The organism is Methylocella silvestris BL2 (genome assembly GCF_000021745.1).
Classification (GTDB): domain Bacteria; phylum Pseudomonadota; class Alphaproteobacteria; order Rhizobiales; family Beijerinckiaceae; genus Methylocapsa; species Methylocapsa silvestris.
Genome location: NC_011666.1, coordinates 4,184,501 through 4,208,479, shown reverse-complemented (window position 1 = coordinate 4,208,479; position 23,979 = coordinate 4,184,501). Strand labels below are relative to the sequence as shown.

Genomic DNA, 23,979 nt, shown 5'->3' with positions numbered 1-23,979 from the left:
CGGAATTTCGGATCGGACCCATGCTCAATCAGCCGCGCCGGTCTTCCAGCGGGCGCGCCGGCGGCCCCTTCGCCGCCATCGCCTGCGCGGTCGCGACAGTAGCCATCGTCGGCGTCGGTCTGTCGCTGACCATGACCCTGATCGCCGTCAGGCTCGGCGAACAGGGTTTTAGCGCGCGCGCAATCGGCATCAACACCGCGGCGGCCGGCTTTGCGACGCTCGCAAGCGCCAGTTTCATCCCGGATCTTGCGCGCCGCTTCGGGGTCGGGCGGCTTTTGTTTGCCGCGCTGATCTTATGCGTGCTCTGCCTTGCCGCCATGGCGATCCGCGACGACTACTGGCTCTGGCTCGGCCTTCGCGCTTTGTTCGGCGTCGGCCTCACAGTGCTGTTCGTCCTCAGCGAATATTGGATCAACGCCGTCGCTCCGCCCGAGCGACGCGGCGCGATCCTCGGCTTCTACGCCGCCAGCGTCGCGCTTGGCTTCGCCGCCGGCCCGCTGATTCTCGCCTGCGTCGGCACGGTCGGCTCCGCGCCCTTCCTGATCGCCATGGCGCTGTTCGCCGCGGCGGCCTTGCCGATCGTTATCGGCAGCAAATCGGCGCCGGCGATCGAAACGCATTCCGCGACGCCAGTGCTTGCCTTTCTTCTCGTCGCCCCCGTCGCTACGCTGGCCGGCCTGCTGCATGGCGCAATCGAGACGGCAAGCATGGGATTGTTGCCCGTCTTCGCGCTCCGCTCCGGCCTTGGCGCGGAAACCGGCGCATGGTTCGTCACGCTGTTCGCCCTTGGCAATGTCGCGTTTCAGTTTCCCGTCGGATTTCTCGCCGATATGATCGAGCGTCGCCGCCTGCTCATGATGATCGCTCTCGTCAGCCTGATCGGGGCGATTGCTCTCTCGGCCCTTGAGCCCTCCGCCTCGCTGCTGTTTGGCGCCCTCCTGCTGATCTGGGGCGGCGTCGCGGGTAGTTTTTACGCCGTCGCGCTCGGCTATCTCGGCGCGCGCTACAAAGGGCCGGAGCTCGCGAGCGCGAACGCTGCTTTTGTCATGCTCTATTCGGGCGGCATGCTGGGCGGGCCTCCGATCATGGGCGCCGGGATGGACGCGCTCGGGCCGCATGGATTTTTTCTGGCGATCGCCGCGCTGCTTGCGATCTATCTTTTGATCGCGCGTCTCGCTGGCCCGCGCGAAGGCTCCGCGAAGCCCCGTTCTTGACATCGCGGCGACGATCCTTATGGTCGCGCGCTCAAGGATTCTTGTCGCCCCCCGCGCCTTGACGCGCGGGCCGGGGCGTTTTCTTATTGTCGAAGGACTGCCCCCGATGGCCAAGGCCGCAATGCTCAAGATCAAGCTCCTGTCCACCGCGGACACGGGCTATTTTTATGTGACCAAGAAGAACGCGCGGACCAAGACCGAAAAGCTGTCGTTCAAGAAATATGATCCCGTCGTGCGCAAGCATGTCGAGTTCAAGGAAACCAAGATCAAGTAATCGTCTGCGGCGTTGCGATTTCCCGCCGACTGAATGCATTCATTCGGTCGCAGAGCGTTCTTGGCGTTTCGAAAATTCCGCAAGATAGGCGCGTCGCGCCTCCGGCATCCCCTGTCCGCGCGGCGTGAAAACGTCGCGCTTGAGAAAAAAACCGGTCAGCCCAAAGCCGTCCAGGACGTCTTGCGGAGTTGGCTCCCCGCCCGGCGCCTCGTCGCGCAGGAACGGCGGCAGCGGCAGCAGCCGTTCGCGATAGGGCGCGCCGGCGGCAAGCGAAACAGCGCGGCCGGATTTCGGCGAAACATAAGCAAGATCCTCCCTCGCTCCCGTCGCGGCGCAACGGGACAGATCGAGCCCAAAGCCGGTTTCCCGCAAAATCTCGATCTCGAGCCGCACGAGCAAGGGCGCAAGCCGCTCGTCGCCGATGTGGCCGGCGATCAAAACCGCTGTTTCATAAAGATCCGGGTGCGGATCGCGCTCGGCGATGAGGCGAAGCAGCGCGCAGATGAGGCCGACCGCATGCAGCGCCTCCGCGCTCGCCATCAATGTGGCCGCGCGGAGCTGCGTCGGCTCGATAGCCCATGTTCCAAGTTGCTCGTCGAGCCGCGCGCGCCAGACCAGTTCGGCGCTGTTGCCCGGCTGCAGGACCGCGCGCATGCGCTGCGACCGGCCGCCCCTGACAAGGCCGAGATGGCGGCCATGCCCGCGCGTCATCGCCTCCAGAATGACGCTCGCCTCGCCATATTGCCTGACCCCGATAATGAGGCCTTCATCGCGCCATTCCATCGCTGATGCCCGGGCGGGATTTACGGAATCAGCACGAGCGAGCCGGTCGTCTCCCGATTCTCCAGCGCGCGATGCAAATTGGCCGCCTCTTCGAGCGGAAAGGCTCCCCCAAGAGCGATCTCCACCTTGCCGCTGGAGACGATGTCGATCAGGTCAGCCGCCATTTTGTTGAGCGCTTCAGACGAGGCCGCATAGGTATTCAGAGACGGCCGAGTCGCGTAGAGCGACCCCCTGCTCGCAAGAAGGCCGATGTCGAAGGCGTCGACCGGCCCCGACGATGAGCCGAAGCTGACGAACAGGCCGCGCGGCCGCAGACAATCGAGCGAGGCCGGGAACGTGGCCTTGCCGACGCCGTCATAGACGACGTCGCAGAGCTCGTCCTTTGTGATTTCCTTGACGCGGGCAGCGAAATCCTCGTTGCGATAAAGAATGACGTGCTTCGCGCCAGCCTTCTTCGCCAGCGCCGCCTTTTCGAGCGTTCCGACCGTTCCGATCACCTGCGCGCCGAGCGCCTTCGCCCATTGGCAGAGAATCAGGCCGACGCCGCCCGCCGCCGCATGGATCAGCACGCGATGACCCTTCTTCACCTTGAACGTCTGGCGCAGAAGATATTGCGCGGTGAGGCCTTTGAGCAGCATCGCTGCGGCGGTCTCGTAGGAAATCGACTTCGGAAGCTTGATCAGCCGGTCAGCGTTGACGAGCCGCGCCTCGGCATAGCCGCCAAACGTCGACAAAGCGGCGACGCGGTCGCCGGCTTTCACAGATTTGACGCCTTTGCCGACGGCGACCACCTCGCCGGCGGATTCATCGCCAAGCGTGAAAGGCAGCTGCGCCTTGTAACGGCCTTCGCGGTAATACACGTCAATGAAATTCACGCCGCACGCATGATTGCGCATGACCACCTCGCCGCGGCCGGGCGGAGGGATTTCGATATCCTCGATCCGCATCACCTCCGGACCGCCGGTCTCATGAACGCGCACTGCCTTGACCATTGGCTCTATCCTTGAAAGAGACCGCGCCGCGTTATTCCGCGAGCGCGGGAGGCGCGATCATTGCGGCGATATCCGCCTCGCAGACAAGCACGCCATCGACCAGCGCGCGGCCCGAATACCACCACATATTGCGCCTGTTGTTGGTCGGACTCATGTGGAATTCGACGCGATCGCCAGGCGTCACCGGCTTTCTGAATTTCGCCTTGTCGATGCTCATGAAATAGACGAGCGGCGCGGGACCGTCGCCCGCATGCGCCCGGATCACGAGGGCCCCGGCGGTCTGCGCCATGCCTTCGACCAGAAGAACGCCGGGCATCACCGGGCGGCCGGGGAAGTGACCCTGAAAATGAGGTTCATTGAAGGTGACGTTTTTGACTCCGACGCCGGATCCATCGCTCCGCGCCTCGATAATGCGGTCCACCATCAAGAAGGGATAGCGGTGCGGCAGATGTTTCAACAGCTGCAGGATATCGAAAGATTCGATCGTCGCCGCCAGCTCGGTCATGTTCGCGCCTTTTCCGGTTCGCCGCGCGCAGCCGACGTGATCCGGACGCGCCGCCCTCTATCGGGCAAAGAATGTTTTCATCATCTAACGGACGCCGCCGTCCAAAGCAAAATGCGGCCTTGAGGGGCCGCAACTGTGAGACGACGGCTTGCGGCATTATTGGCCTCGTCCGCGATCCGGCGGCTTCGGCCGGATAAGGCGCTCGACCAGCGCCAGAGCGCGCAGCCCGCGCAGGAGCGGGCGCGCCGGCGACCCGGCATAGCGCGCAAAAGGCGGCACATCGCTTGCGACCCCCGCTTGCGGGAGAATATGCGCTGAAAATCCGATGTGGAGATGTTCGCCGACGTCGGCCTGCGCGCCGATCCGCGCGAAATCGCCGATCTCAACCGATCCGCCGATGACAGCCAGCGCTCCGATCCGGCATTTGCGCCCCACTGTCACGTCGGCGCCGATTTCGACCAGATTGCCGATGGTCGCGCCCTCGCCGATCACGGTGTCGCGGCCCGAGCCGCGATCGATTGCGGCGTTGGCGCCGATTTCCACGTCGTCCTGGATGATCACGCGCCCGATCTGCGGCGTCGCGGCGCGGGCGGCATTTTGCGGCGATCCGGCCTGGCCGATGCGTGCGCCGGGGCGCAGTTTGACCCGGTTGCCGATCAGCGCGTTGACGATCGTGACCTGCGCCCCGATGGAGCAATCGCGCCCGATCCTGACGCCGGGACCGATCACGCTATTTGCGCCGACGATCGTACCGGAGCCGATCTCCGCGCGCGGCCCGATCACCGCGCCGGGATCGACCGCGACGCCCGGCTCGAGCCGCGCCTCCGGATGAACGCTGGCGCCGGGATTGACCCCCGCTGCGGCGAAGAGCGAAGCCTCTTGCAGGGCCGACGGATACATCGCCGCGAGGGCCTGCGCGAAAGCCTGTTCCGGCTGGTCCGTGACGAGCGCGGCCGTCCCGCGCGGCGCGGCGAAGGCGTAGCGCTCGGCAACAAAACAGGCGGTTGCATTGGTGTCGGGCAGCCGATGAAGCCGTTTTGGATGGGCGAAATAGGTGACATCGCCTGGCTCCGCCTCTTCGAAAGGCGCGCCGCCATAGACCTGCGGCGACAGATCGGCGCCGTCTGCGGGACGCGCTCCAGTCAGGGCGACGAGTTCGGCGAGCGACAGCTGCTTTGCCCGCAGGAAGAAGATCGGATCATTCATGGAGGCGCTGGCCGGGAAGAGCCGCCGCGCGAAGGTCCGGCGCCCGGCCGCGGGGGCCGGTTGCGGCGCGCGGCTCAGGCGCCTTTCGGGCGGCGATGCGTCCCGCGTTCAATCCCGGAATTCGACGAAGCTCGCTGCGTTTTGGACGCATGCCCTGAGACGAAACCACATCAAGATCGCCAGAAATATCTGAGAGCGAGGCGCGCCGCCCCGCTCTCCAGATTTTCAATCAATCCTCGTCCGATCGGGCAAGCCTTTCGGCTCCTCCCGGTCATCGTTTAGAACGTCGTGCCGCCGGTGAAGCGGAAGAACTGGGTCTGATCCGCATTGTCCTTCGAAAGGGCCTTGGCGAAATCGAACCGGATCGGGCCGAGCGGCGAGGCCCAGATCACCGAGGCGCCGACCGAGGACCGGATGCTGAAGGAATTGCCGCCGAGCGTGACGCAATTGCCCTGGGTATAAAGCGGCGGCGCATTGTTGGGCGTGCAGACGCCGTTCACGCTGAAGTTCGTCTGGCCGGTATAGTTCCACAGGCTGCCGGCGTCGGCGAACAAGGCGCCCTTGAGGCCGATATCCCGCGGCAGCCCCCAGATCGGGAATTGCACTTCAAGGCTGGCGCCGACATAGGACGTGCCGCCAAGCGCATTGCCCGAGGAGTAGTAATAGCCGCTCGAGACGTCGCGCGGACCGATGCCGTTCGGCGCGAAGCCGCGCACCAGGCTCGGGCCAAGGTTGAAATTGTCGACGATGCGGAGCGGATCGCCGCCATAGGAGAAGATATCGCCGCCCTGCAAATGGACGATGCCGACCACCTGATCGAAAATCTCGCGATAATAGCGAATGTCGCCGGTGGTGCGGATGAATTGCGACTGGCCGCCGGCGCCGGCGATGTCCTGCCTCAGCTCGGCGAAAATGCCGGCAGTGGGGCTCTTGTTGTTGTCGAGCGTATTATACGACAGCGTATAGCCGAACATCGAGGTGAGCGTATTGCCCGCCGCCTGCTTCAGAGCAAGCGAGGCTTCGCCGTTGGCCAGACAGTTGTTCGAATAGGACAGGAAAGTGCCGTTATAGACGCCGGGCGTCGTTCCCCAGATCGGGCTATTACAATCATTGTAGGGATAGCTCGAATTGTTCGGGATCGAGATATAGGTGTTGAACAGCGAATAACGCGGCGAGAAGGTGATTTCGTCAGTGATCGGCAGGCCGAACCGCACCGTGCCGCCGGTGACGAAATTATTATAGTAGGAATAGGAGCTGACGCTCGACTGCTTGGCGTAGACGTCGAAGCCGGCGGCCAGACGATTGCCGAGGAAATAGGGCTCCGTGAAGCTGAATTCGGCGCCGCGGGCGTATTGGCCCTCGGACACCGAGAGGCGCACATATTGGCCGCGGCCCATGAAGTTGGTCTCGGTCACCGCCACCTCGGCGATGAAGCCGTCGGAGGTCGAATAGCCGCCGGACACCGACAGCGAACCGGTCGGCTGGTCCTCGACGTCGACGATGACGATGACCCGATCGGGCGCCGAGCCCTGTTCATTGGTGATCTTCACCTTCTTGAAATAGCCGAGATTGTTGAGGCGCCGCTCGGCGCGCTCGATCAGCACGCGATTATAGGCGTCGCCCTCGCCGATCTCGAATTCGCGACGGATGACATAGTCGCGCGTGCGGCTGTTGCCGCGCACGACGATCCGTTCGACATAGACCTTCGGCCCTTCTTCGACGACGAAGACGATCGACACCGTATGCGCGGCCGGATCGCGGTCGCCGCGCGGGCGCACCTGCGAAAAAGCGAAGCCATGCGTCGTGACTTCCTTGGTCATCGCGTCAACGGTCTTTTCGACCATGTCGCCATTGTAGATCTCGCCGGGCGCGAGGCGCAGGAGCGGACGCAGCGTCGCCGCGTCGAGGCTTGGCAGATGCGATTCGATGTCGACTGCGCTGATCGTATATTGCGGCCCTTCCTCGACCGTAATGGTGATGACGTAGCCGCCCTCGGTGGGGTTATATTGAGCGTCGGAGCCGATCACGCGGAAGTCGGCGTAGCCGTTCTTCAGATAGAAACGCCGGATCAGTTCGAGGTCGGAGGCGATCTTGTCCGGATCATAGACGTCGGACGTCTTGAAGAAGGACAGGAAATTCATTTCCGTCGTCTGCATGAGGTCACGCAGTTTTCCGGACGAAAACACCTGATTGCCGACGAAATTGATCTGCTTGACGCCGGTCTTGTCGCCCTCGTCGATGGTGAAGACGACATCGAGCTTGCCGTTCGGTAGATCGACGGTGCGGGCGGTGACTTTGGCCGCGGCGCGGCCGGAGCGGCGATAGACGTCCTTGATGCGCTCGATGTCGGCGTCGACGATCGCCTGGCTGTAGGGCCCGCGCGACTTCGACTGCACTTCAGCTGTGAGGATTTCCGTCTTGACCTTGCTGTTGCCTTCGAAGGCGACGCGATTGATCAAATTGTTCTCAGTGACCGCGATGACCACGCGGCCGCCTTCATGCAGCACGCGGACGTTGGAGAACAGGCCAGTCGCATAAAGCGCCTTGACGCCCTTGTTGATCGAGTCCTGATCCGAGCCCGCGAAATAGCTATTGATGGTGTCCGAATCGACGCGGTGGTTGCCCTGCACCGAGATTCCCGCCGCGGCGGCCGGAAGAGCGCCGACCAACCATGCGACGGCGGCGGCGACGATGAGCCGGTTCAAAAGACGACGCACAGACTGCATAAAAACCGGTCTCCACACGCGCTTGCCGGGGCGGCCGGCCCAAAGCCACAGGACTGATCCTGCTGACTTTATTGGGCGAGGCAGCCGTCGGCTCGCGAACCCTTGGACTTTGCTTCTACAAGCTTTGCCCGAGCCTGCAAACGAAGATTCCCGCAATTGTGGCGTTTTGGCCCGGGCGTGGCGATCAAGACACGCTTTGCGGTGATTAGATGGTTAAACATTAAAGTTAATGTTTTACCTCAATTGCGTGACAGGCCGGAGCATGACGCCGAAAGCACAGACTTTCCTGGGCGACCTCATAGTCGAAAGACTTGGAATCGATCGCGTTCCTGGTCCGGATTGAATGAATCCAAACTATCGCAACCTAGCCCCACCGCATCAGCTGGCGCGTCAGGCGCAGGATGTCGTTGAATGTCGCAAATATCATCAGGCCGGCGACAAGGGTGAGCCCGATCTTGAAGCCGAACTCCTGCGCCTTTTCGTTGAGCGCCCGGCCGCGGATCGCCTCCACCGCGTAATAGAACAAATGACCGCCGTCGAGCAGCGGGATCGGCATCAGGTTCAAGAGGCCGACGGAAATGGAGAGCACCGCAGCCAGATTGAGCAGCGCGGCAATGCCGATCTTGGCCATCTCTCCCGAAACTTCGGCGATCCGAATCGGCCCCGAGAGCTGGTCGGCGGATTCGCGGCCCATCACCAGACCGCCGAGATAGGAGCCGGTGCGGGCCACGACATACCAGGTTTCCGAGGTCGCGCGGCCGAAGGATTCGATGAGGCCATAACGTTCGACGCGCCAGCTATCTGGTTTGCCGCGGGTTTCGACCCCGAGCACGCCAACGCGCGTGGTCCCGAACGGAGTCGAGACGTCGCGCCGCCGCGGCGTCGCCACGAGTTCGATGGTCTTCCCGGCGCGGTCGACTCCGAAAGTCAGCATGGCGTCGCTCGAGACCTGCACGATGCGTTGCATGTCCTCGAAACTGTCGATCTTCCTGCCATCGATGGAGACGATGAGATCGCCCGGCTGGAATCCCGCCGCTTCGGCTGCGCTGCCCGCCGACACCGCGTCGACGAGCGGCGAGAGCACGGCGCGGCCGTTGACGTAGAAGACCCCGGTGAAGATGACGATCGCGAGGATGAAATTGGCGATCGGGCCGGCCGCGACAATTGCGGCGCGCTTGGCCACGGGCTGCGCGAAAAAGCTGACCGCGCGGTCTTCCGGCGCCATGGACGCGGCGGCGGCCGAATCGGTCATCGAGGCGCCATTGGCGTCGCCGTGAAATTTCACATAGCCGCCGAGCGGCAGCGCGGCGAGGCGCCAGCGCGTGCCATGGCGGTCGACGAAGGCGAAGAGCTCCGGTCCGAAGCCGAGCGAAAAGGCGTCGACTTTCACGCCGCACCAGCGTCCGACCAGAAAATGGCCGAGCTCGTGGAAGAACACGACCGTGCTCAGGACGAAAATAAACGGGATGATGTAGACGGCGGCCGACCAGATATGGGTTAAAATCGTCAATTGGCTCTCCAGACGAACTGCGGACTCGCACGCCGCGACCGCCTTGGCGCGGGCGGCGCCGAAAAACTTCGACCCGCCGGCCGCCGACCGAGCCGGTTATGACGCCGCCGCGGTCCCCGGCAAACGGGCGCGCGTGCGTTCGCGCACGGCGAAATCAATGGCGAGCGCCTCGTCGATCGTCTCCGGCTCGCGCGCGACGCCATCGGACAGCGCCGCCTCGCAAGCCTGCTCGACGATTTTGGCGATCTCGTGGAACGAAATGCGCCGCTTCAGGAACGCCTCCACGGCAATCTCATTGGCGGCGTTCAATACAGTAGGAAGACCGCGGCCGGCGCGCAAGGCGTCGAGGGCGACGCGCAGGGCCGGAAAGCGGTTAAAATCCGGACGCTCGAAGGTGAGCTGGCCGATCGCCGCGAGATCGAGCCGGCGCGCCTTGGTAACGAGACGCCGCGGATGCGACAGGCAATGGGCGATCGGCACCTTCATGTCGGGCGCGGCGAGTCCGGCCGAGACCGATCCGTCTGAGAAGGCGACGAGGCCGTGCACCACCGATTGCGCGTGAACCAGCACGTCGAGCCGCGCCGTCTCGATCCCGAACAGATAATGCGCCTCGATGACTTCGAGCCCCTTGTTCATCAGGCCGGCCGAATCGATCGTGACTTTCGGTCCCATCGACCAGTTTGGATGGGCGAGCGCCTGCTCCGGCGTCGCGGCGGCGATGGCCTCGACGCTCCAGGTTCGGAATGGTCCGCCGGAGGCCGTCAGGGTGATCATCTCGACGGACGACAATTCGGCGTCGCCCATCGCCTGAAAAATGGCGTTGTGCTCGCTGTCGACCGGCAAAAGCCGGGTTCCCGACGCGGCCGCCTGACGCATGAAGGCCGGCCCGGCGCAGACGAGGCATTCCTTATTCGCGAGCGCGATGATGCGCCCGGCGGCCAGCGCGGCGAAGGTCGGCGCGACGCCGGCGGCGCCGGCGATGGCGCCGACAACGATGTCGGCCGGCCGCAGCGCCGCTTCGATCACCGCCTCGGGACCGGCCGCCGCCTCGATCGCGGTTCCAGACAGCGCCGCTTTCAAATCCGCATAGCCGGACGGATCCGCAAGGGCGGCGAATTCCGCGCCAAGCTCGATGGCGACGGCGGCGAGCGCCTTGGCGTCGCTGCCGCCGGCGACGGCGGCCACGCTGAAGGCGCCGTTGGCGCCGTTGATGATCTCGACGGTCGAGCGGCCGATGGAGCCGGTCGCGCCGAGCAGCACGACGCGGCGCGAATCGGCGTCCGGCGAACTCGCCTCGCCGGAGCGGGAGGGCCGCAGTTGAACGACTTTTTTCATGGCCCTATCCAATTACGCCCCGATGGCGCCTCGGCGCGCTCTGCGCCTGCAGAGATAAAATCATGGCGGAAAACAAAAGGGTAGCAGCCGGGTTGCGGTTTCGGCCGGCCTGTGGCCAATCGGCCGCAGAGGGAAGCTGCCTCGAGGCCGCCCTACCCCCAGTCGAACAGGCCCGCCGCGAAGGCGCCCGGCGCCCCGTGCAAGGCGCCGACCAGGGCGGCGAAAGCGCCGGCCGCGATGAAGCCGTCGAGCCGATCCATGAAGCCGCCATGACCCGGAATCAGCGCGCTCGAATCCTTGACGCCGAAGCGGCGTTTGACAAAGGACTCAAAAATATCTCCCGCCTGCGAGACGATCGCCGTCACGAGGCCAAGCGCGAAAATCGGAGCGAGAAGCCGCGTCGCGCTGACGCCATGCGCGCCGACAATGGCGCCGAGCGAGGCGCCGGCGACGACGCCGCAGAGCGTTCCCGACCAGGTTTTTGACGGCGAAATCTGCGGCCAGAGTTTTGGGCCGCCGATCAGCCTTCCGCCAAAATAGGCGAAGACATCGGTTCCCCACACTGTGGCGCAAAGCCAAAAAATTGCCCGGGACCCATCCGTCGGCGAGAAATAGAGCAGGCTGACCGAGACAATCAGCGCCCCCGCGTAAGGCACGCCGCAGAACGTCCAAACGCGCTTGCCTGGCTCGGCCGCAAGCGCGGCGAGAGCGCCGCCGAGGACCAAAATCGCGCAGGCGGCAAGATAATGCTGCTGCTCCGCGAGATAGGTCGCAAGGGCCAGCGCCGCCGCCGCCGCAAGAAAACGCAGACGCGGCCGCGCCGCGCCGATCAGCGTCTGCCACTCCCAGCCGACCGCGAGGGTGGCGATGAACCAGATCATCGAGAAGATCGCGCCGCCCAGCCAGACGGCCGTCAGCGGCGCCGCCGCGAGCACGAGCGACGAGGCGACGCGCGGCGCAAGATCGGTCAGCCGCCGCCGGGGACGACTCCAATCGAGGCCCTTGGCGGGTTGCGGCGCGAGGCCGCGCGTGTGTTGGGCGCCCTTATGTCTCATCAAAGGCGCAACCGGCGTCCCTTGGAGATGGCTATGTCCTCGCTGCGCTTGCCGTCGCCGCCGGGGTGACGCCGCCAAAACGCCGTTCGCGCGCGCCGAATTCCTCGACGGCTGCGGCGAAGGCCTTGCGGTCGAAATCCGGCCAGTGAATCGGCAGAAACACGAATTCGGAATAGGCCGCCTGCCACATCAGAAAATTCGACAGGCGCTGCTCGCCGGACGTGCGGATGATCAGATCGGGATCGGGAACGCCGGCGGTGTCGAGACGGCTTGCAAAAAAAGCCTCGTCGATATCGGCCGGATCGATCAGGCCGGAGCGGGCCTCTTCGGCCAGCGCTCGGGCGGCGGCGGCGATCTCCTGCCGCGCCCCATAGTTGAAGGCGACGATGAGATTGAGGCCAGTTCCGCCGCAAGTCGCCGTTTCGGCCTCCTGCAACAGGGCGCGGATGTCCGGCTTCAGATCATCGCGTCGGCCGATGACCTTGATCTTGACATTGGCCTTCTTGAGGTCGGCGAGATCGTTGCGGATGAAGCGCTTCAACAGCCCCATGAGGTCGGCGACCTCCGTGACAGGGCGGCTCCAATTCTCCATCGAGAAGCTATAGACGGTGAGATAGTCGAGCTTGAAGTCGATCGCCGTCCGCACCGCGCCGCGCAAAGCCTCAAGGCCGCGCCGATGCCCCTCAATACGGGGCAAGCCTCGGCTCGCGGCCCAGCGTCCATTGCCGTCCATGATGACGCCGACATGGACGGGGACGCGGAGCGGGCGCGGATCGGCCGCGACGTCTGGCTTGTTCGAGGTCACGCTTCGCATGCTGTCCTGATCAAGGATTGCGACGGCCCCGCGCGCGCGGCCGTCGAAAACTGTTTAAGCGATATTTTGCCAAAAGTCCCGTTTAGAGGGCTTTTCGTAACCACGCCGAATGCTCGAGTCGCGCCAAGCGATCGCGGCGCCGCGGTCTGAAGTCCGACAAAGGGCGGCTCGCCGGGCGCTCGCCTCTTCGGACGAGCCGCCTCACACCTGCATGATCTCGCGCTCTTTGGCGACGAGAGCCGAATCGACGTCGGCGACGCACTGGTCCGTCGCCTTCTGCACCTCGCTTTCGTGGCGCTTCTCGTCATCCTCGCTGATCTCCTTGTCCTTCAGGAGCCTCTTCAGGACGTCGATGCCGTCGCGGCGCACATGCCGGATCGCGACGCGCGCGTCCTCGGCATATTTATGCGCCACCTTGGCCATTTCCTTGCGCCTTTGCTCATTGAGCTCGGGAATGCGGATGCGCAGCACCTGGCCTTCGACCGTCGGCGAGAGGCCCAGATTGGCGTTGCGGATCGCCTTGTCGACGGCGCCAACCATGCCCTTGTCCCACACCTGAACCGACAGCATGCGCGGCTCCGGCACGCTGATCGTCGCGACCTGGTTCAACGGCATCGTTTGCCCGTAAGCCTCGACATTCACAGGCTCGATCAGGCTCGCCGAGGCCCGGCCGGTGCGCAGCCCGCCCAGTTCATGCTTCAAAGTGGCGATCGCGCCCTGCATGCGCCGTTTGATGTCAGCCAGGTCGAATTCAGCGCTCATGATCAGACCCTGTTGAGGCGTCCGCCCCGAAGGCGGAGCAAGGACGGCCAAGCTTCCGGCGCGGCGTGGCGCATGTCAGGGCGAGACGAGACTGAAGCGTCCCTGGCCCTGCAGCGCCGCGCTGATCGCGCCCGGCTCACGAATGGAAAAGACGATTATCGGAATCCGGTTCTCCCGCGCAAGGGCGAAAGCGGCGGTGTCCATCACCGCGAGGTTCTTGGCGATGGCCTCGTCGTGGGTCAGCGTCTCGTAGCGCGTCGCCGCCGGATTGCGCTTCGGATCGTCCGAATAGACGCCGTCGACTTGCGTCGCCTTCATGATCAGGTCGCAGGAAAGTTCCGCGCCGCGCAAGGCGGCTCCCGTGTCGGTCGTGAAAAAGGGGTTTCCGGTGCCGCCGGCAAGCACGACGATGCGCCCCTTGCCGAGATGATGCAACGCCGCCTGGCGCGAGAAGGGCTCGCACAGCGAGGGCATCGGCACGGCGGACAGAGCGCGCGCGCTCTTGCCGGCCTTTTCGATGGCGTATTCGAGCGCGAGCGCGTTCATGACCGTCGCGAGCATGCCGATCGAATCGGCCCGCGCGCGTTCAATGCCCTTATCGGCGCCGGCGATGCCGCGGAAGAAATTGCCGCCGCCGACGACGACGGCCACCTCGACGCCGAGTTGGGCGGCAGAGGACAGATCCGCGGCGATGCGGGTCAGGGTCGGCATGTCGAGGCCAAATCCGCCCTGCCCCATCAGGGCCTCGCCGGACAGCTTGACGACGACTCGCCGCCACGGCGAAGTTCGCGCCAGCGGCGCAGGCGCGGAGGAGCTTTGCGCAATCTCGTTCATCAGCGCCGTCCTTATCGCAATGAAGATAATCCCGCCTGTTCGCCGCTGCGGCGGGCTCGCTACATGATCCACGCCGCCTTGACCCGTCAAGCCCCCGCCGCGCTGACGCCCCTGCATCTTATTGCAGCGGAGCCGTCGACGGGGCATAGGTGAATTCAGAAGCGCGCGCAGCGCCGCAAAAGATAAAGAAATTTACGAAGGACATGGCGCCGAAGCCGATGCCTCATTCCGCCGCGCAGAACTCGATCCGGATGCAGTTGATTCTCATCCCGTCGTGCATTCTCGCGCTCGGAATCGCCGTCGTGATCGCCGTCACGCTGTATGGCGCAAAAAGCCGCATCGCCTCGGAAATTTCCTCGGGGCTGACGCTCGGCGACCATCTGATCCGCTATGCGCTGGACGATCTCGCCGATGCCCCGGCTTCCGACGCCGCCGCGGAGGCCAGCGCCCTCAGCCGGCTGCGCGAGGGCCTCGCCCATGTGCGCCATATCAAGGTTTCCTTCGTCAATGGTCCGGGCGCCCCGGGTCAGCCGGTCTCCGCGCCGGGGCGGGAGACGGCCCCCGCCTGGTTCGAACGCCTGCTGCGCCCGGCGACGATCACAAAAACCTATCCGGTGACCATCGACGGCGGACCGCATGGCGAGATCTTGATGGCGAGCGAGCCCGCCGATGAGATCGCCGAAATCTGGGCGAGCCTTCTCTTTCTGACGACGCTGCTGACCGTCCTCTCCATCGCTATCGTCGTGCTGATCATTCTTGCGGCGCGCCACACGCTGGAGCCGCTGCGTCAGCTCGTCGAGGGCCTCGACCGGCTCGGGCGCGGACAGTTCGGCGGCGTCGGCGAGATCAAGATCGCCGAGCTTTCCCGCATCGGCGAGCATTTTAACAAGCTCTCCGCGACGCTAGCCAGGGCAGAGGCGGACAATCATCTCCTGATCGACCGGCTGCTTTCCATCCAGGACGCCGAGCGCAAGGAGCTTGCAAGGGAGCTGCACGACGAATTCGGCGCCTCGCTGTTCGGCATTCGCGTCGCCGCCTCCTGCGTCGTCGAGGCCGCCGCCGCAGGCGCGGGGACGCCTGCGGAAAAAGACGAGATCATCGACCGCGCGAAAAACATCTCGGCGCTGGCGGACGCCATCCAGAAGCAGAATTATCGTATTCTGGAGCGCATCAGGCCGGTCGTGCTGCGCCAGATGGGGCTCGCCGACGCCTTGCGCCAGCTTGTCGAAACCTTCGCCGCGCAGCACCGCGATTTTTCCTGTGCGATCGATATTACCGGCGCCGAGGCGGAGCGGCGTTTCGACGAGGAGGCGAGCCTCACCGCCTATCGCATCGTGCAGGAATGCCTCACCAATGTCGCCCGCCACTCGGGGGCGAGCGCAGTCAGCATCGCCATGGCGGTCGAGACACTCGACGTGGCCGGGCCGCATATTCGGCTCGTCATCGCCGACGACGGGATCGGACCTCCGCCCGAATTGCGCTATGGTTTCGGCCTGCTCGGCATGAGCGAGCGGGCGCGGAAGCTCGACGGGCGGCTGAGCATCAAGAAGGGCGCGAGCGGCGGAATGCGGATCGAGGCCGTGATCCCAGTCGCCGGCCAAACGCCCATCGTCAAGGCGGCGGAGACATCTTCGTTTGAGACAAATTCGCCTGCGGGTGGCGAACGCGCGGAAGGAGCCGCGATTCATTCATGAGCGAACGCACCAAAATTCTCCTCATCGAGGATCATCCGATCGTCCGGGACGGCTGCCTGCGCATCCTGGCGCGGAGGCCGGATTTCGAGCCTTTCGAGGCGAGCTCCGCGCAGGCGGGCCTTGACGCCAACCGCGCCCTGCGGCCCGCGGTCATCATTCTCGATCTCGAACTGCCCGACCAGGGCGGCCTTGAGGTCATTCCGGAGCTGCTGCGGGACAATCCCGGAACCCGCATCGTGATTTTCACGATGTATGAGGCGGCGAGCTTCGTCACGCGAGCGCTGGAGCGCGGCGCGCGCGGCTATGTGACCAAGAACGACGATCCAAACGCGATCTTGCAGGCGATCGACAAGGCGCTCGCCGGCGCCGTCTATCTTGGTCAGTCGGTCGCGCAAAATCTTGCGCTGGCCAATTTCGAACCGGTGGAAGACCCGCTGCGCGTCCTGAGCGAAAGGGAAAAGCAGGTGGTGACCCTGCTGGGCGAGGGCAAGAATCTGTCCGAGATTTCCGCGGCTTTAGCGATTGGCTACAAGACGGCGGCGAATATCGTCTCGGCGGTGAAACAGAAGCTCGGCATCGGCACCAGCCCGGCGCTGATCAAATTTGCGGTGGAGCTGCGGGGCCGCGGCTGAGCGGCGTCTGCCTCTATTCAGTTTGAGGAAGCGGCGAATAAGCCGCCGCTTCCGAAGCAAACCTCCGCCGGGCTACGGCTTGGCCGGAGCCACGGGCGGAGCCGCGCCGCCGGTTCCGTCGGTCTTCTGGGTTTCGAGCTTCTTGCGCTCGTCCTCGGCCCGCTTCTGCAACTCGGCCTGGAGCTTCTTCTGCTGCTCCTCGAGCACCTTGGGATCGACCGCCGGCCCGTCGAACGCCTTGTCGAAGCCGGCGAGGGGCACCCCGAAGGTGACGAGGTTGTTCGCCTGATTCTTAACGTCGACGGTCATTACCGTCCCCTTCTTCAACTCCGCGATCGTCGTCCCCTTGACCTTGGCTTCGGCGAAGCAGCCATTGGGGAAGCAGATTTCGAAGCCGCCTTCGAGCGGCTGGCCCTTGTCGATCGTGAAGCGGAAGCCCGGACGCAGCATCAATCCGACCGGCATCAGAAGGCGGACGATGCGCGTGTCCTCACCCTTGATATCGTAGACGGCGAGCGCCAGAACCGGCGGCTGATCCTTCTGCGAGCTGAAGTCGCGCGTCGTGTAGCAGATTTCCTTGTTGGCGGCCTGATCCTTGCCGCACACCTTGGTCCAGTCGTTCTGCGTCGGCAGCAAATCGACCCGGAACGGGCCCTGCTGCGGCGCCTGCTGCGGAACCGGCGATCCGGGCTGTGCGGCGGGAGCTTGCGCCGGGGCTGGCGCAGGAGCCGGCTGCGCGGGCGCCGCGGCCGGCTTCTTCTGCTGCGCGAAAGCCGGCGCGCCGGCGAGCAGGAGCGCGCCGGCGAGGCCCGCCGCGCCGAGGCGCTCAACGACAAAGACATCAGAATTCCTTTCAATTCATCGGCCCGTTTGGTTCAAGCGCTCGGAAGGGGCCCGGGCGAAGAGCGGCGGCGCAAGACAAAACTGACATTCGCGACGCCGTCAAGGATGGCGTCGCCACGCGGCAGCGTTTATGTCTTTCGCAGCAATGGCGTCCGGGTTAACCAACATGGGGGCGGCTGGCAAGCCCGCTGCGCAAACTATGCCCGCAAGGCGCAGGAGCCGCGCGCCGGCGGCGACATGGGCGCGCCGCGCTGACGAGGAACGGTCCAGACTGCCGCGATGACGAACGCCCCCCGCAACAGCCGCTTCGCGGCGCTCGCCAGCGCTGTCCTTTGCTTCGCTTTGGCGCTGGCCGCGCCGGCGCTGGCGCAGCCCGCGCCGCGCGGGGCTATCGCCATGCACGGGGAGCCGCAGCTTCCGGAGGATTTCGACCATCTGCCCTATGCCGATCCGGCGGCGCGCAAGGGCGGCAAGCTGTCGATCGGCTTTCCCGGCGCCTATGACAGCCTCAATCCCTTCAATCTCAAGGCCGGATCGACGGCGCAGGGCCTCAACGGCAATGTCTTCGAGACGCTGATGACGCGCTCGCTCGACGAACCTTTCACGCTCTACGGACTCATCGCCGAAAGCGTCGAGACCGACGCGGACCGCACCTATGTGACCTTCCGGCTCAATCCGGCCGCGCATTTTTCGGACGGAACGCCGATCGCGTCGGAGGACGTGCGCTGGACCTTCGAGCTTTTGAAGACGCGCGGGCGGCCGCAGCACCGCGCCGCCTATTCCCTCGTCAAATCGGTCGAGACGCCCGATCCGCTGACCATCCGCTATGAGCTCGGTTCGGGCGCCGACCGCGAAATGCCCTTGACGCTTGCGCTGATGCCCGTGCTGCCGCGCCATGCCGTCGATCTTTCGAAATTCGACGACGCGAGCCTGACCGTTCCGATCGGATCGGGCCCCTATAAGATCGCCGAGGTCAAGCCCGGCGAGCGGCTCGTGTTGAAGCGCGATCCGAATTATTGGGCCAAGGATCTGCCGGTCCGCCGCGGCCTTTATAATTTCGACGAGATCGCCATCGACTATTTTCGCGACGCCAACAGCCTGTTCGAGTCCTTCGCCGCGGGACTCCTCGACTACCGCGAGGAGACGAGCCCGTCGCGCTGGACCAGCGCCTATGATTTTCCGGCGATGCGCGAGGGGCGCGACCGCCGGGAGGCGCTGCCGGCCGGCGGCCCGAAAGGCATGGAAGGCTTCGTCTTCAACCTGCGCCGGCCGCTCTTTGACGACATCAGGGTGCGCGAGGCGCTCGGCATGATGTTCGATTTCGAGTGGATCAACGCCAATCTCTACAGCGGACTCTACAAGCGCACGAAAAGCTTCTTCGACGAATCCGAACTCGCCTCGACGGGCCGGCCGGCCAGCGCCGCCGAGCGCGCTTTGCTGGCGCCCTTTCCGGGCGCCGTGCGGGAGGACATTCTCGAGGGAAAATGGCGGCCGCCCGAAACCGACGGGTCGGGGCGCGACCGGACCATGCCAAAGCGCGCGCTCGCCCTGCTCGAGCAGGCGGGCTACCAGCTCGAGAATGGCAAGCTCGTCAAGGACGGCGCGCCGCTCGCTTTCGAGATCATGGTGAAAGACCGCAATCAGGAGCGGCTGGCGCTGAACTATGCCGATTCGCTCGGCCGGATCGGCGTTTCCGCCAAAGTGCGGCTGGTCGATGAAGTGCAATATCAGCGCCGCCGTCAGAAATTCGACTTCGACATGATGATCGGCAGCTGGCTCGCCTCGGCCTCGCCCGGCAATGAGCAGCGCTCGCGCTGGGGCTCGAAGAGCGCCGACCAGGAGGCCTCGTTCAATCTCGCCGGCGTCAAATCCCCCGCCGTCGACGCGCTGATCGCCGCCATGCTCGCCGCCCGCAGCCGCGAGGATTTCGTGACCGCGGTGCGCGCCTATGACCGCGTACTGCTGTCCGGCTTCTATATCGTGCCGCTGTTTCATTCGTCCGATCTGTGGACGGCGTCCTCGACCGCGCTGGCGCGCCCGGCGGCGCTGCCCCGCTACGGCTCCCCGACCGCGAGCTCGACCCTCGACAATTGGTGGCGCAAGCAGCCTTGACGGCGACCATGCTGTGCAGAGCGTTCCGCTACGCGGCGCCGCATCCATAAGTCGCAGCCGCGCCAAGAAAGCCTTGATCGGGCGCCACGGCTCCATGTATTATTTGGCCGAACGATAGTAAAACGATTCAGCCTGATGCGAGAGTCGGCCGCGGCCTTTAGGATATGAAGTGTTGTGACGTGTCATTGTTGGATTTTATTGAAAGTTGATATTTTTTTCTGCCGCGACGTTCATCTCTATCGAACCCCTGGGACCCGTCGAAAGTCCGGTGTGATCTTTGCATGAGCGCGAAACAATCCGAGCCGATTCCCGTCGACTTTATCGGCGATCTCGCTAGCGCGCGCTGCTTCATCGGCCTCAGGCTGATCCAGACGGTCGTCGCCTCGGTGCCGGGGCTTGAGGTCGACATCCGCTGGCACCCGTTCCAGATCGATCCCGGACTGCCGCCCGAAGGGCAGGATCGCGGCGCCTATCTTGTCGAGCGCTGGGGCTCTCCCCAAAAGGCCCGCGAGGCGCTGCAGGACATGGAGGAGCAAGGGCGCGAGTTCGGCCTCCGGTTCGCTTTCGACAAGATCCGCCGCCAGCCCAATACGTTCGAGGCGCATCGGCTGATTCGTTACGCCCGCAGTTTCGGCGTCGAGCTGCAGCTGGTCGAATCGATCTTTCGGGCGTTTTTTATGGGCGGCGTCGATATCGGCGATCGCGAGGCGCTTTTGCTGCTCGCGGCGCACAGCGGCGTCGATCCGGAGCTCGCGGCGCCGTTCCTTGGAATGAACGATGACGTCGCGGGGCTCCGCCAGGAGCTGTCTGGCTTCCGCTCGCTCGGCATGGACAGGGCGCCGCGCTTTATCATCGCCGGCAAGGAGACGATCCACGGGCTCGTCCCGGCGGAGGATTTCGCCGACGCCCTGTTTCGCGCCGTCCAGGAAGAATGAAGCGGCTTTTGCGCGAAGAAGCTGTTCGCCCCGGCGGACCGGCGCGTCGGCGCGGTTGCGTCCCGGCTCGACCCGGTCCCTAATTCGGCAGGCCGAATCAGCGCGGCATGGGCCGCTGCCTCATTCCGGTTAACCAAAACCTAACGGGATTGGATAAATTATAGGCGCCGCGCGCCCTGGGTCAGATTGTCGATGAAATTCACCAAACTGCGCATAGCCGGGTTCAAGACCTTCGTCGATCCAACCGATTTCCTGATCGAGCCGGGCCTGACCGGCGTCGTCGGTCCGAACGGCTGCGGCAAATCCAATCTCGTCGAGGCGATGCGCTGGGCGATGGGCGAAAGCTCCTCGAAGAACATGCGCGCCTCCGGCATGGACGACGTCATCTTTTCCGGCGGCGGCAACCGGCCGGCGCGCAATATGGCCGAAGTCGTCCTCTATCTCGACAATAGCGCGCGGACCGCTCCGGCGGCCTTCAATGATTCCGACGCGATCGAGGTCTCCCGCCGCATCGAGCGCGAATCCGGATCCACCTATCGCGTCAACGGCCGCGAGGCCCGCGCCCGCGACGTGCAGCTCTTGTTCGCCGACGCCTCGTCCGGCTCGCGCTCGCCGGCGATGGTGCGCCAGGGGCAGATCGGCGAGATGATCTCGGCCAAGCCGCAGGAGCGCCGCCGCATCCTCGAAGAGGCCGCCGGCGTCGCCGGCCTGCACTCGCGCCGCCACGAGGCGGAGCTGCGCCTCAAGGCCGCCGCCGACAATCTGCAGCGCCTCGACGATATTTTGCAGCAGATCGAGGGCCAGACGAAGGGCCTCGAACGGCAGGCGCGGCAGGCGGCGCGCTACCGCGATCTTGCTGGGTCGATCCGGCGCGCGGAGGCCCTGCTCGCCCTTATCCATCATAAGGAGGCGGCGCAGTCCCTCGCCGAGGCCGAGGCCAGCCTCGACATTTTTACGCGCGAGGTCGAGGAACGCACCAAAGCACAGGCCGAGGCTGCGCGCGCGCAGGGTCTTGCCGCCCACGCTTTGCCTGCCCTGCGCGACGCCGAGCTCGCGGCCGGCGGCGAATTGCAGCGGCTGATCATCGCCAGAGAAGCGCTCGACGGCGAGGAAAAACGCGCCAAGGCGCGCAGCGCGGAACTGTCGCGCCGGATCGAACAAATGTCCGGCGATCTCGCCCGCGAACGGGCGCTGATCGCTGATGCGGCCGGGGTGCTCGAACGGCTTGACGTCGAGCAGGCTGAACTTTCGGGCTGCGCCGCGGCGGAGGGCGCCTTCGAGAGCGAAACGCGCAAAAAGCTCGTCGAGGCGGAAGCGGCCCTTGCGGCGATGGAGGCGGAGCTCGCGGCGGCGCAGGACTCTCGCGCCCTGATCGAGGCGCGCCGCTCGGGATTTGAGACGACGCTGCGCGACGAACGCCAGCGGCTGGCGCGCGTCGAGGCCGACCTCGCGCGGGTTCTGGACGAGCGCGCGGCTTTCGAGCTGCAATCGGACTCCAGCGCGGAGAGCGCGCCTCTTCTCGAAGAGCTGGAAGCGGCGCTGGAAAAAGCCGCCGCCTTCGAGGACGAGATCGCCGCCCTTGAGGCCGCTCACGCCGATGCGCGCGCCAGCGAGGCGAGCGCCCGCCAGCGCGCGACTGAGGCCGACCGCAAGGCGCAAAGACTGGGCGCCGAGGCGCAGACGCTTTCAAAATTGCTGAACGCCCGAAGCGGCGATTTCTGGCCGGCGGTCACCGAGGAGATTACCGTCGCGCGCGGCTTTGAGGCGGCGCTGGGGGCGGCGCTCGGCGACGACCTTGACGCCTCGACCAATCCGTCGGCGCCGGCGCATTGGGCGGAAACGGACCGGCGCGGCGATCCCGCTTTGCCGGAAGGCTGCGAACCGCTGTCTGAGCTCGTGCAGGCGCCGGAGGCTCTGGCGCGGCGCCTGAACCAGATCGGCCTCGTCACGCGCGAAGACGGCCGGCGCCTGCGCGGAGCGCTGAAGCCCGGCCAACGGCTGGTTTCGAAGGAAGGCGATCTTTGGCGCTGGGACGGATTTTTTCAGGCCGCGGAAGCGCCGACGCCGGCGGCGCGCCGCCTCGTCGAGAAAAACCGCCTCGGCGATCTTGTGATTGAGGCTGATGCCGCGCGGGAATTTGCCGACGCCCTCAAGGCTGAGGCCGAATCCTGCGAAGCGCTGCGCGCCGCGGCTGCGGCCGCCGAAACCGAGGCGCGCCAGGGCCATAAGGCGGCGCTGCGGGACATTGACGCGGCGCGCGCCAAACATGCCGCCGCCGAACGCGTCGAAGCCAGCGCCGCGGCGCGGCTGTCTTCCATCGCCGACGCGGTGCAGCGCCTAACGGCGGCGCGAGACGAAGGACGCGAAAACTACGCTCTGGCGCAGAGCGGCCTCGATGAACTCGAGGGCGCAGCCGAAGTGACCGAGCGGCTCGAGCTCTGCCGCGCCGGCGCCGCCCGCGAGCGCGCCGTGGCGAGCGAGGCGCGCGCCGCGCTTCAGGCCCATGTGCGCGAGGCCGAGGCGCGCGCTCGCCGCATCGAGGCGATCGCGCGCGAGCGCACGTCCTGGCTCGCCCGCAGCGAAGGCTCCGGCGGCCAGATCAGCGCCTTCGAGACGCGGCTCGCGGAAGCGCAGGAGGAATTCGAGCGCCTCGCCGAAGCCCCCGACGTGTTTTTGTCGAGCCGCCGCACGCTGCTTGGCGCGATCGAGGCGGCCGAAGCCGCCCGTAAGGAGGCGGCCGACCGGCGCGCCGAAGCTGAGACCGCGCTCGCCGCCGCCGACAAGGCCGCGCGGATCGCCCTCGACGCCATGAGCGCCGCGCGCGAACAAAAGGCCCGCGCCGAAGCCTGGATCGAGGCCGCCCGCACGCGGCGCGACGAGGTGGCGCGCCAGATCGCCGCCGAACTCGACTGCGGCCCCGAAGATCTGCCGGCGCTGGCGAAGCTCGGCGCGGACGAGGATCTGCCGCCGGCCGCCGATGTGGAGCGGCGGCTTGAGGCGCTTAAACAGGACCGCGAGCGGCTCGGCGCGGTCAATCTGCGGGCGGAGGAAGAGCTCAACGAAGCGGAAACGGAAAAAGCCCGCCTCGCCGCCGAGCACGCCGACCTCACCGAGGCGATCCGGCGCCTGCGGCAGGCGATCGCCAGCCTCAACAAGGAAGGCCGCGAGCGCCTGCTCGCCGCCTTCGCCAAGGTGAACGCGCACTTTACCGAGCTGTTCACCACCCTGTTCGGCGGCGGCTCAGCCGAGTTGCAGCTCGTCGAATCGGACGACCCGCTCGAGGCGGGGCTCGAGATCCTTGCCCGTCCGCCCGGCAAGAAGCCTCAGGTGATGACGCTGCTGTCAGGCGGCGAACAGGCGCTGACCGCCTTGTCGCTGATCTTTGCGATCTTCCTCACCAATCCGTCGCCGATCTGCGTGCTCGACGAGGTCGACGCGCCGCTCGACGACGCCAATGTGGAGCGCTTCTGCGACCTGTTGCAGGAGATGCGCGGCAAGACGGAAACCCGCTTCATCACCATCACCCATAATCCGATCACCATGGCGCGGATGAACCGCCTGTTCGGCGTCACCATGGCCGAACGCGGCGTAAGCCAGCTGGTCAGCGTCGATCTTGAGGACGCCGAACGTCTGCTGGAGGCCGGCTGAACCTTTCGCCGGGGCGCCCTGCGGCGATTTGGCGGACATGTGAATTCCTCTGAAAATTCAGACGATTAACTCTCTCTGTCTAAGTCTTGACAGGGGAAAGCGTCG

Annotated in this window: 19 protein-coding genes; 7 read left to right on the top strand and 12 right to left on the bottom strand. The window is 65.4% G+C overall.

Annotated features, from left to right (window positions below):
- The first annotated feature begins 20 nt into the window (after positions 1–20).
- Positions 21–1,214, top strand: a complete 1,194-nt coding sequence (locus tag MSIL_RS19515; protein ID WP_012592793.1) for an MFS transporter — start codon at positions 21–23, stop codon at positions 1,212–1,214.
- Positions 1,215–1,320: 106 nt separating this feature from the next.
- On the top strand, positions 1,321–1,488 hold the full coding sequence (gene rpmG, locus MSIL_RS19510; protein ID WP_012592792.1) for a 50S ribosomal protein L33: 168 nt from the start codon (positions 1,321–1,323) through the stop codon (positions 1,486–1,488).
- 39 nt (positions 1,489–1,527) lie between these two features.
- Here rpmG and recO read toward each other — a convergent pair whose 3' ends face one another.
- The 11 genes from recO to pyrH form a co-directional block, all read right to left on the bottom strand.
- Positions 1,528–2,271: a DNA repair protein RecO gene (gene recO, locus MSIL_RS19505; RefSeq protein ID WP_012592791.1), complete on the bottom strand. Its 744-nt coding sequence runs from the start codon at positions 2,269–2,271 to the stop codon at positions 1,528–1,530.
- Positions 2,272–2,291: 20 nt separating this feature from the next.
- Entirely contained in the window at positions 2,292–3,263 is a 972-nt protein-coding gene (locus tag MSIL_RS19500; protein WP_012592790.1) for a quinone oxidoreductase family protein, read from the bottom strand.
- Positions 3,264–3,294: 31 nt separating this feature from the next.
- Positions 3,295–3,768 (bottom strand): 3-hydroxyacyl-ACP dehydratase FabZ, encoded by a 474-nt coding sequence (gene fabZ / locus MSIL_RS19495; protein ID WP_012592789.1) that lies wholly within the window; start codon positions 3,766–3,768, stop codon positions 3,295–3,297.
- A 156-nt stretch (positions 3,769–3,924) separates the two neighbouring features.
- Complete coding sequence (gene lpxD / locus MSIL_RS19490; protein WP_012592788.1) at positions 3,925–4,974, bottom strand: UDP-3-O-(3-hydroxymyristoyl)glucosamine N-acyltransferase; 1,050 nt, start codon at positions 4,972–4,974, stop codon at positions 3,925–3,927.
- A 278-nt stretch (positions 4,975–5,252) separates the two neighbouring features.
- Positions 5,253–7,700 (bottom strand): outer membrane protein assembly factor BamA, encoded by a 2,448-nt coding sequence (gene bamA / locus MSIL_RS19480; protein ID WP_041368198.1) that lies wholly within the window; start codon positions 7,698–7,700, stop codon positions 5,253–5,255.
- 364 nt (positions 7,701–8,064) lie between these two features.
- On the bottom strand, positions 8,065–9,210 hold the full coding sequence (gene rseP, locus MSIL_RS19475; RefSeq protein ID WP_012592786.1) for an RIP metalloprotease RseP: 1,146 nt from the start codon (positions 9,208–9,210) through the stop codon (positions 8,065–8,067).
- A gap of 96 nt (positions 9,211–9,306) precedes the next feature.
- The gene (gene dxr, locus MSIL_RS19470) at positions 9,307–10,545 is read right to left on the bottom strand and encodes a 1-deoxy-D-xylulose-5-phosphate reductoisomerase (protein ID WP_012592785.1); all 1,239 of its coding nucleotides are present in this window, start codon (positions 10,543–10,545) and stop codon (positions 9,307–9,309) included.
- Between the two features lie 152 nt (positions 10,546–10,697).
- On the bottom strand, positions 10,698–11,600 hold the full coding sequence (locus MSIL_RS19465) for a phosphatidate cytidylyltransferase (protein ID WP_012592784.1): 903 nt from the start codon (positions 11,598–11,600) through the stop codon (positions 10,698–10,700).
- A 31-nt stretch (positions 11,601–11,631) separates the two neighbouring features.
- Positions 11,632–12,414 carry an isoprenyl transferase gene (locus MSIL_RS19460; RefSeq protein WP_012592783.1) on the bottom strand — a complete coding sequence of 261 codons (783 nt, stop codon included), beginning with the start codon at positions 12,412–12,414 and terminating at the stop codon, positions 11,632–11,634.
- Positions 12,415–12,615: 201 nt separating this feature from the next.
- Positions 12,616–13,176, bottom strand: a complete 561-nt coding sequence (gene frr / locus MSIL_RS19455) for a ribosome recycling factor (RefSeq protein ID WP_012592782.1) — start codon at positions 13,174–13,176, stop codon at positions 12,616–12,618.
- Between the two features lie 75 nt (positions 13,177–13,251).
- The gene (pyrH, locus tag MSIL_RS19450; protein WP_012592781.1) at positions 13,252–14,010 is read right to left on the bottom strand and encodes a UMP kinase; all 759 of its coding nucleotides are present in this window, start codon (positions 14,008–14,010) and stop codon (positions 13,252–13,254) included.
- A gap of 218 nt (positions 14,011–14,228) precedes the next feature.
- Between pyrH and MSIL_RS19445 the strand changes: the two genes are divergently transcribed.
- Together MSIL_RS19445 and MSIL_RS19440 are read left to right on the top strand one after the other, a co-directional pair.
- On the top strand, positions 14,229–15,704 hold the full coding sequence (locus MSIL_RS19445) for a histidine kinase (protein ID WP_148213151.1): 1,476 nt from the start codon (positions 14,229–14,231) through the stop codon (positions 15,702–15,704).
- Positions 15,701–16,336 (top strand): response regulator transcription factor, encoded by a 636-nt coding sequence (locus MSIL_RS19440; protein ID WP_012592779.1) that lies wholly within the window; start codon positions 15,701–15,703, stop codon positions 16,334–16,336. Before MSIL_RS19445 ends, MSIL_RS19440 begins: the two co-directional genes overlap by 4 nt.
- A gap of 72 nt (positions 16,337–16,408) precedes the next feature.
- On the opposite strand, the gene MSIL_RS19435 is transcribed toward MSIL_RS19440, so the two are convergent.
- On the bottom strand, positions 16,409–16,972 hold the full coding sequence (locus MSIL_RS19435) for an invasion associated locus B family protein (RefSeq protein ID WP_012592778.1): 564 nt from the start codon (positions 16,970–16,972) through the stop codon (positions 16,409–16,411).
- A gap of 486 nt (positions 16,973–17,458) precedes the next feature.
- Between MSIL_RS19435 and MSIL_RS19430 the strand changes: the two genes are divergently transcribed.
- The 3 genes from MSIL_RS19430 to smc all read left to right on the top strand — a co-directional run bounded on the left by MSIL_RS19430 (position 17,459) and on the right by smc (position 23,874).
- Positions 17,459–19,291, top strand: coding sequence for an extracellular solute-binding protein (locus tag MSIL_RS19430; RefSeq protein WP_012592776.1), 1,833 nt, complete (start codon positions 17,459–17,461; stop codon positions 19,289–19,291).
- A 281-nt stretch (positions 19,292–19,572) separates the two neighbouring features.
- Positions 19,573–20,226: a DsbA family oxidoreductase gene (locus MSIL_RS19425; RefSeq protein WP_012592775.1), complete on the top strand. Its 654-nt coding sequence runs from the start codon at positions 19,573–19,575 to the stop codon at positions 20,224–20,226.
- A gap of 192 nt (positions 20,227–20,418) precedes the next feature.
- The gene (smc, locus tag MSIL_RS19420) at positions 20,419–23,874 is read left to right on the top strand and encodes a chromosome segregation protein SMC (RefSeq protein ID WP_012592774.1); all 3,456 of its coding nucleotides are present in this window, start codon (positions 20,419–20,421) and stop codon (positions 23,872–23,874) included.
- Positions 23,875–23,979: the final 105 nt, after the last annotated feature.

Coding starts and splice junctions, on each gene's coding strand:
- MSIL_RS19460 (WP_012592783.1), bottom strand. CDS start 12,414: ATGCGAAGCGTGACCTCGAACAAGCCAGACGTCGCGGCCGATCCGCGC.
- pyrH (WP_012592781.1), bottom strand. CDS start 14,010: ATGAACGAGATTGCGCAAAGCTCCTCCGCGCCTGCGCCGCTGGCGCGA.
- MSIL_RS19425 (WP_012592775.1), top strand. CDS start 19,573: ATGAGCGCGAAACAATCCGAGCCGATTCCCGTCGACTTTATCGGCGAT.
- recO (WP_012592791.1), bottom strand. CDS start 2,271: ATGGAATGGCGCGATGAAGGCCTCATTATCGGGGTCAGGCAATATGGC.
- lpxD (WP_012592788.1), bottom strand. CDS start 4,974: ATGAATGATCCGATCTTCTTCCTGCGGGCAAAGCAGCTGTCGCTCGCC.
- fabZ (WP_012592789.1), bottom strand. CDS start 3,768: ATGACCGAGCTGGCGGCGACGATCGAATCTTTCGATATCCTGCAGCTG.
- MSIL_RS19500 (WP_012592790.1), bottom strand. CDS start 3,263: ATGGTCAAGGCAGTGCGCGTTCATGAGACCGGCGGTCCGGAGGTGATG.
- MSIL_RS19445 (WP_148213151.1), top strand. CDS start 14,229: ATGCCTCATTCCGCCGCGCAGAACTCGATCCGGATGCAGTTGATTCTC.
- MSIL_RS19515 (WP_012592793.1), top strand. CDS start 21: ATGCTCAATCAGCCGCGCCGGTCTTCCAGCGGGCGCGCCGGCGGCCCC.
- smc (WP_012592774.1), top strand. CDS start 20,419: ATGAAATTCACCAAACTGCGCATAGCCGGGTTCAAGACCTTCGTCGAT.
- bamA (WP_041368198.1), bottom strand. CDS start 7,700: ATGCAGTCTGTGCGTCGTCTTTTGAACCGGCTCATCGTCGCCGCCGCC.
- rpmG (WP_012592792.1), top strand. CDS start 1,321: ATGGCCAAGGCCGCAATGCTCAAGATCAAGCTCCTGTCCACCGCGGAC.
- MSIL_RS19465 (WP_012592784.1), bottom strand. CDS start 11,600: ATGAGACATAAGGGCGCCCAACACACGCGCGGCCTCGCGCCGCAACCC.
- MSIL_RS19430 (WP_012592776.1), top strand. CDS start 17,459: ATGACGAACGCCCCCCGCAACAGCCGCTTCGCGGCGCTCGCCAGCGCT.
- MSIL_RS19440 (WP_012592779.1), top strand. CDS start 15,701: ATGAGCGAACGCACCAAAATTCTCCTCATCGAGGATCATCCGATCGTC.
- dxr (WP_012592785.1), bottom strand. CDS start 10,545: ATGAAAAAAGTCGTTCAACTGCGGCCCTCCCGCTCCGGCGAGGCGAGT.
- frr (WP_012592782.1), bottom strand. CDS start 13,176: ATGAGCGCTGAATTCGACCTGGCTGACATCAAACGGCGCATGCAGGGC.